We start from the raw sequence: 7629 nt of genomic DNA, 5'->3' as shown, positions 1-7629 counted from the left end.
CACCGTAGCAATCCAGCATGAACTGCTGAGCCAATTCCGCTGTAAAATATTTCTTTTCATTTTTATTGCAGTACGCTAACAGGTTCCTAAACGTCGAACGAAAGCCTTGAATATAGTTTTCGCTATAGTGCTTTGCAATGATGCAGGGGATAACTCTTTCCACAAGTTCATACACGGTCAGTCGATTTCCATCATCCACAATAACAACCTCCATCATATCTGGAATACTCAAATTATATAGTTATTATGTAGAGAAAAACAGACTGTTTTTATAATTTTTGTCGCTGTACAATTAAAGTTTGGAACGTGGGATACATAATCGCTTTCTTGCCATAACAAGCCTTATGTTGAGCTCAACATAATGCCTTGAATCTCCATTCGGTGTTCTACCATGGCACAGTCGAGTGGCGATTGTTCAATTCAACACTGCACGCGGGTGAAGCCAAAGCTAACATCATTCTGGCTATGGCAATCTCGGCGCAGGGCATCAACCAGAAGTACACGCAGTTCCGGAAAACGCCCATCGGGGATAATCCGGCGTTCACCTTCCGCACCTTTCTGCTGCGGCTGGGGCTGATCGGCCCGGAGTACAAAAATGTTCGGATGCACCTACTGAAAAATCTGCCCGGTGACAAGGCGTGGCGGCACGATAAGTCGCTGTATCCCAGCAATCAACCACGGCCCCGCACAGACGAGGCCAGATAGGAGAAGAAATGTCGAAAAAAGAATATTTTGCCTATGGCTCTAATCTGAATTTTGAGCAGATGGCTTACCGCTGCCCGGAGGCAACCGCCGTGGGTATCGCCAAGCTGGACGGCTATGAGCTGGCGTTCCGGCGCGGCTACCTGACGATTTTGCCCAAAGAGGGCGCAAGCGTTGAAGGGCTGATCTGGTCTGTCACTGACCATGACGAATCCCAGCTTGACTGTTATGAGGGTTACCCGACATTCTATGACAAGGAGACCATGACGGTTACGGATGCCGATGGCGCGCCGCATGAAATCATGGTTTACACGATGAACGCACCGTACCGCGACCAGTTGCTCCCGGTCAGCAGCCGCTACAATGCGGTTGTCATGCAGGGGTGTCTGGACGCCGGTATTTCTCCGCAGCAGTTCTATGATGCTGACGAAAAATACAGAAAAGCCTACAAGGCCAGAGCCGCGCCGGTCCCTAAGAAACACGCTCCCGAACGCTAACCAAGCCCGCTGCAACCCGCAGCGGGCTTTTTCTTTTGCAACAAAAGGAGAACCAGTATGAAAAACAAACACAGAATAAAGCAGGGATTGTCGCTGCTGCTGGCGGGAGGGATTGCGCTCACAAATCTGGGCGCAGCGCTGCCCGCCTTTGCGGAGGATGCCGCAGTAACCCCCGAAACTGCGCAGACGGCAACCCTTGACCCGGACGCGGCGGTTTTGTACGCCGACCTGCCGGATGCACCTGCCGGGTCCTACATCGGCAGCGAGGGGCTTCCGGTTGCGACAGGGCAGACAAAAATCGGTCTGTCACTGTGGGCGGACGGTCAGTTGGAGCAGGACAGTCACCTTGACCCGGATGCCCTGAACAGCGGCGACAAAACCGTGACCGTACCCTTGACCGAGGATACCGACTATGCCATCGTGCCGCTTATGGCGCAGGTCGAATACCCAGCGGACGGTTCCCGAACCGATGTGCTGCTGCCCGAAAATGTCACGCTGCTGGACTATTACGGCGAACCCGCGCAGGACACGACCGTTCTGCACAGCGAGTATACGGAAACCTCTGCCGCTGCCACAGGGCTGTATCTGCTGACCGACGAAGATTTCACAGCGCAGTTTGTCTACACTGCCCCGGATGGTAATTCACTGACTCAAAATCTGAATGTCGAAATTGACCGCAGCAGCACGGCAGCCCCTCCGTTTGCGGATATGGGGGTTGCACCTTACGCAGGACGTCCCACCCCGTCTGTGACAAGCGGGCGCATCACAAAAGTGGAAAAAGTCAACGCCACATGGCTAATTTGGTTTAACGGCGAACCCGCCTACTGCTGCACCCACGGTGCCAACGGTCAGCCCAACGGCTGCCCGCCGTACAGCTATTCCCACACCTCCACGGTGGGCGCAGACCAGTGCATCCCCGGTGACCATTACGGCAACCAGATTCGCATTTGGGGCGGGCTGAACCAGCTTTCTCTGGACGAGGACGGCGATTTTCCCGCTGTTTTTTGCGCAGAAGATGAGGCGGAACTGTCTGTCTCGGATTTTTGCGAAATGATTTACGACGATCTGCAGCTGTATATTATGCAGCACTACCCCGACAGCCGGGCGGCTGCGCTTTACCGAGAATCGGCAGAGGAACTGTTGAACGGGGTGCAGACCTATACCGCCGAAGCGGGATATTACACCTACATTTATCAGCCCGCCGCCAGCGGTTGGCAGACAGTCGCCTTGATTGGTCCCGCCATTGAGGGAGAAGAACCGGAGCCGGAACCCGAACCCGTGCCGCAGGAGTACTATGCCGACTGGCAGGCTCCCGCCCAGACTGCCGGCGGCAGCTTTGATTTGACATTCACTGTCAATACCGACAAGTACCAGCTGAACACGATGGAAAAGGTGGACAGCGCGGTCATTACCGTCACGCCCAGCCGGACCGGCGGCAGCGTGGACGGCGGCAGCTGGCAGATGAGTCCTGCCGCAGCGCAGACCATTACCACAAGCGGTCACACGCAGGATGACAGTTTTCACCTCAACGGCGGCGATGGTTCAGCCACATGGACGGTTCACTACGAGGTGTCCAAGACCAGTACCAGTACGCTTTCCGGGCAGGAAGGACCGTTCACCAGCCAAGCCGAAGCAGACGCCGCTGCCGAAGCTGCCAAGAATGCAGCCATCGGGCAGCTGCAGAACGAAGCGCAGGGCATGGTGGATGCCGCTATTGCCTCGGCGCGGGCGCAGCTTGCCAATATTACATTCAGCTATGACGAGGTCACCATCCCGCACGGCTTTGATTCCACGCCCTGCGCGCTGGGGAGCCACCAAACGATTACTGTTCCTGCCAATAGCAGCAACGACTACCCGATGAAAAACGATGAGTGGTCGGTAAAAGTCAGCATCGACAAAATCGACAGCGAAACCAAGCAGCGCATCAAGGGCGATGCCGAGTTTAAGATTTTTGAGTGGGACACCGTTCGGCAGTGCTATATCCCGTTTGGCGGATACAACCGGTACAAGGTCGAGCGCCAGAGCGATGGCACTTACAAGGTCATCAACCACAGCAATTATGCCAATGGTTCTGACAATATCTATTACACCCAGCGCAACGAGGGCAAGTTCGTCATTGTGGAGAGCCGCGCACCCAGCGAGTATTACGGCGATTGGACGGATGTGACCAAACCCGGCACGGCAGGCTCTGTTTTGGGCAAGCGGGCGTATGCCTTTGAAATTACCAAAGCACAGGACGGTCAGACGATTTGGCTGGGAAACGCCGATTATAACGCTGACATCAGCACGGCCAACAGCGGCGGCACGCTCATCGACATCGGCGAGGGCATCGTAACTATCACTTTTGGCAGCCGCAATGCAGATAAGACCTACGCCACAGACCCCACGGGCATTGCCAACAACGAAGATTCCTACATCATGCACGCCAACGCCGACAAGGTGCAGAACGACCGTGTCCTCGGCAATATTCTGCTGACAAAAGTTGATCTGGATGCCGCGCGGTATCTGGCTGCGGGCAGCAACGGCGACACCACGCTGGAAGGTGCTGTGTACGATCTGTACGCCGCAGACACCATTGAACATCCGGACGGCGTTTCGGGTGTGGTGGATTACTCCAAAATCATCGATGCCAACGGCGCACCCATTTGGCACACGACTGTTTTAACCAACGGCGGCTGGGATACCGATTACCTGCCCATCTTGCAGAAAGACCGGCTGGTAGCCTCTGCGAAAATCACAGACGGAAAGCTGGCGTTTGCAAACCTGTATATGGGCAGATATTACCTTGTGGAACGCGCCACAGGGCTGGTGCTGCCCATTGACGGAAACGGCAAGCTGTATGTTACCGGGAAGTATCCGCTTTTGAACAAAAAGCTCGAACGCACAGGCAAGTATAGCAATTTAGCTCGGAAGAATAATGAATATACCGATTACATCTACAAAAATCAGTATTCTGCTGTGGCCGAGAGCCGCAAGCTGAACGGCAGCAAGGCGTGGGATGGATACTATCTGTCTTATGCCAAAGGCTACCTCTGCGATGAGGTCAATCATTACAAAACGCTGACCTATGCAGATGAATCCACCTACCACATCCACGCCGAGCAGGAAAGCCAAGATGAAGTGCTGAAATCCGGCTTTAGTTTGCAAAAGTTGGTTTCGACCACCGGTCAGCCAAGCCCGGCACTGAAATTAGAGGGTGCGGGCTTCACCGTTTACCGCATCTCTAAACTGAGCAAGACGGCGCAGTTCAAGCAGAACCCGGATGGCAGCTACAATGCACAAAGCATTTTGGACGCCTACCGCAAGGACAACTACGATAACGCAACACTAAAATACGATTTCACCGCCGAGGGACAAGCCATCGCCAATATGTTCGAGGGCAACACCGATACGGTCAACGCCTATAACGCGACCTTGACCGCAGACGGCGACTACGCCAACGGCAGGGGCAACGGCTGGATGCCCACGGATCAGCCCGCCGAGTATAGGCTGGGAGAAATGTTCACGAACGATGAGGGCATCTTCCGCGTTGAGGGGCTGCCCTATGGGCAATACCTTGTCGTAGAAACCACCATCCCCAAGGATGTGTTCCAGTGTGATCCGTTCATCGTGACGGTGGACGCCAACAGCCCGCAGAGCCGATTTACGGTTCCGGCGGGCAGTGTCACCACCGCCAGCAACGATTATATGACTTTTAATGTGCTGGATGAGGAATTGGAGGGGTACTTGCAGCTCATCAAGACCGACACCGAAACCGGTAGGGCGGTCAAAATCGTCAACACAGCCTTTGCGCTGTATCGGCTGGACGAAAAAGACCGCAAGACCCGCATTTCCATGATCGACCCAGCCAGCGGCAGCGCCACCAAGAAAACGGATGTGTTCTACACCGATGCAGACGGGCTTATGAAAACACCCGAAAAACTGCCGCTGGGCAGATACCTGATTGAGGAACTGCAAGGTCCGGAAGGATACTATAACGATCCTGCCTACTCGGTAGAATTTGAAATCAAGTCCGACCGCGTCTGGCAGGTCGTGGGTAATGCCACCAACGACATGGATGAGTACATCGTTACCGAGAAATATTGCAATCACGAAACCCTCGGTCAGCTTACCATTCGTAAGCTGGGCAATGTGCTGACCGACTACCAAGATGGACAGTTCATCTACACGCAGGACGACCTTGCGGGCGCGGTGTACGAAATCCACGCTGCAGCCGACATTGCCACACCCGACCGCCAAGGCACCTACTGGTACAAATCCGGCGATTTGGTGGCAACTGTTACCACCGGCGCGGAGGGGCAGGTGGATGAAGTGAAATTCAGTCCCACCCGCACGCAGGCAACCTATGATTTCTTGAAAATTACCCATGATGGCACCAAAGGCAAAATCACCGTTACCCTGCCGCTGGGCAAGTACACCATTACCGAGGTTCAAGCGCCGTATGGTTTTGTGCTGACCCAGCAGAGCTACACTGTGGAATTTGGCTGGGACAACCAGAAAAATGACATTGTGCTGGCAAAAACTATTGTCAGCCACGAGCAGGACGGCGACAAGAAATGTTCGTACAGCATTGTGAATGTCAAGGATGCCTCGGATGTCCACAAGAATGGGCAGATACTTGTGTTTGAAAATGCCCGTGTGCTGCCTGTTCCCGAAAAGCCCGGCGATAAAGTCGGTAAAGTCGGTGTAGGCATTTACAAGCAGGACCGAGAGGCGCTGACCTATCTGCCCGGCGCGGTGTATGAACTCTACACCGTGGATGACATTTATTCCGCGGACGGTACAAAGCTGCTGGACGCCGGTACAAAGCTGGCCACCAGTAGCACAACCAACGCCAGCGGCTTTACTTGGTTTGATGTGGACGTGCCGATTCGCGGAGAATATTACATTGACCCTACAGGTCCGCGAAGCACCAGCCGCGAGAACAGCGGCAGATACCGCATTGTGGAAATCACCGCCCCTGCGGGTTACCTGCTGGACAGCACCCCTATGGATGTAGAGTTCACCTACGAGGGTCAGCAAATCGCGTGGCAGGTCGTGGACGGTACAAACACCAACCTGCGCACCAGTGTGGACATTTCCAAGCAGGACATCACCAACGGAAAGGAACTGCCCGGTGCGAAGCTGGAAATCCGTGATACTGACGGCAATTTGGTCGAGGGTTGGACCTCCGGCAAAGTGCCGCACACCGTGCGCGGGTTGGAACTGGAAAAGGAATACACCCTGACGGAAAAACGCGCCCCGGATGGCTACGCCGAAGCCGAAAGCATCGTGTTCAAGCTGGTGCAGGATGGTACAGAGCAGGTCAATGAGGTGTATGTGAAAACGGACGATGACTGGTCGAAAATGAATGGATCAACCATTGTCATGCAGGACGCGCCGGTGCTGGATATCGACAAGACCGACATTGCAGGCAATCTGCTGCCGGGCGCTACGCTGACGATCCGCGATGCAGACGGCGAAGTTATTGACACTTGGATAACCGACTACAAAACTCACCGTGTTCCCGTTTCGGATGCATTTATCAAGCTGTCAGGTGAAACCAAAGAGTACATCTACACTCTAACCGAAGATGCCGCCCCGGCTGGCTTTGAAATTGCCGAAACGGTGCAGTTCAAGTTGGAATTTGTGGGTGATGGGATTTCTCTGTTCGTCCGCGAAAATGCCGATGTAGAATGGGTGCGCGCCGACAAACGCCTGATTCAGATGATAGACGAGGCCACGCCCCGCGAGGACACGCCCACACCAACCCCGGCACCAACACCGCAGCCGACGCCCGCTGCATCCCCTGCGCCTACACCTGCGCCTACGCCGTATAAGGTGCAGACCCTCCCGCAGACAGGAGATGGTTTCCCGCTGCTGGCTATTGTGGTCGTGTCTCTTGCATCTGCGACAGGTATCGTGCTGCTGACCGTTATGCGGAAAAATGCGCTGAAAGAAACTTCTGATAAGGAGGATGCCGATGAAAGTGCTGATCGTTGAACCCGGCAAGTACCCCCGCGAAGCAGACATTGAGCACACCCTTGAAGCCGAGCAGGCGGTTGTCGGCGGCACCATCGAGGCCGTGTACCCTTGGCGGGATAGCGCCTGCATCGTCTGTAATGACAACGGCATTGCAGAAAACCTGCCGCTGAACCGTATGCTGGGCGACTATGACATCATCCACGGCACGTTTTTTGTCTGCGGTCTGACCCGCGATGACTTTACCGACCTTACCCCGCAGCAGATGAAGCGCTACGAGGAACTGTACCATGATCCGCAGCTGTTTTTCCTGCTGGGCAAGACCCTGTGTGTGGAACACACCACGCCGGAAGAATATTCCCGTGTTATGGCTCCACCGCCCAAAACAAAAGAATCCCCGGAGCGCTGATATGAATACTACCATCCTAGCCCGCAGCCCGCCTGCGGGCTTTTTCCTTTGTCCGAAATC

At 54.7% G+C, this 7629-nt stretch carries 5 protein-coding genes; 4 read left to right on the top strand and 1 reads right to left on the bottom strand.

The features are described from left to right. Window positions 1-217, bottom strand: a 217-nt coding sequence (locus B5D32_RS15450; RefSeq protein ID WP_207651133.1) for a hypothetical protein, incomplete at its 3' end; no start/stop codon positions are given. 149 nt (window positions 218-366) lie between these two features. On the opposite strand from B5D32_RS15450, the gene B5D32_RS12455 reads away from it, so the two are divergent. Genes B5D32_RS12455 through B5D32_RS12440 form a run of 4 tightly spaced genes read left to right on the top strand, consistent with a single transcriptional unit; the run spans window position 367 to window position 7569 of the window. Further along, the gene (locus B5D32_RS12455) at window positions 367-705 is read left to right on the top strand and encodes an amidoligase family protein (RefSeq protein WP_425366239.1); all 339 of its coding nucleotides are present in this window, start codon (window positions 367-369) and stop codon (window positions 703-705) included. Between the two features lie 8 nt (window positions 706-713). Beyond that, on the top strand, window positions 714-1199 hold the full coding sequence (locus B5D32_RS12450) for a gamma-glutamylcyclotransferase family protein (RefSeq protein WP_078785325.1): 486 nt from the start codon (window positions 714-716) through the stop codon (window positions 1197-1199). 57 nt (window positions 1200-1256) lie between these two features. Then, window positions 1257-7181, top strand: a complete 5925-nt coding sequence (locus tag B5D32_RS15695) for a prealbumin-like fold domain-containing protein (protein ID WP_078785324.1) — start codon at window positions 1257-1259, stop codon at window positions 7179-7181. Next, window positions 7162-7569 (top strand): DUF3846 domain-containing protein, encoded by a 408-nt coding sequence (locus tag B5D32_RS12440; RefSeq protein ID WP_078785323.1) that lies wholly within the window; start codon window positions 7162-7164, stop codon window positions 7567-7569. The genes B5D32_RS15695 and B5D32_RS12440 overlap by 20 nt, the downstream gene beginning before the upstream one ends. Window positions 7570-7629 lie beyond the last annotated feature (60 nt).

The organism is Gemmiger formicilis (genome assembly GCF_900167555.1).
GTDB classification, from domain to species: domain Bacteria; phylum Bacillota; class Clostridia; order Oscillospirales; family Ruminococcaceae; genus Gemmiger; species Gemmiger formicilis.
This window is presented reverse-complemented; position numbering and strand designations above follow the sequence as displayed.

Coding starts and splice junctions, on each gene's coding strand:
- B5D32_RS12440 (WP_078785323.1), top strand. CDS start 7,162: ATGAAAGTGCTGATCGTTGAACCCGGCAAGTACCCCCGCGAAGCAGAC.
- B5D32_RS12450 (WP_078785325.1), top strand. CDS start 714: ATGTCGAAAAAAGAATATTTTGCCTATGGCTCTAATCTGAATTTTGAG.
- B5D32_RS15695 (WP_078785324.1), top strand. CDS start 1,257: ATGAAAAACAAACACAGAATAAAGCAGGGATTGTCGCTGCTGCTGGCG.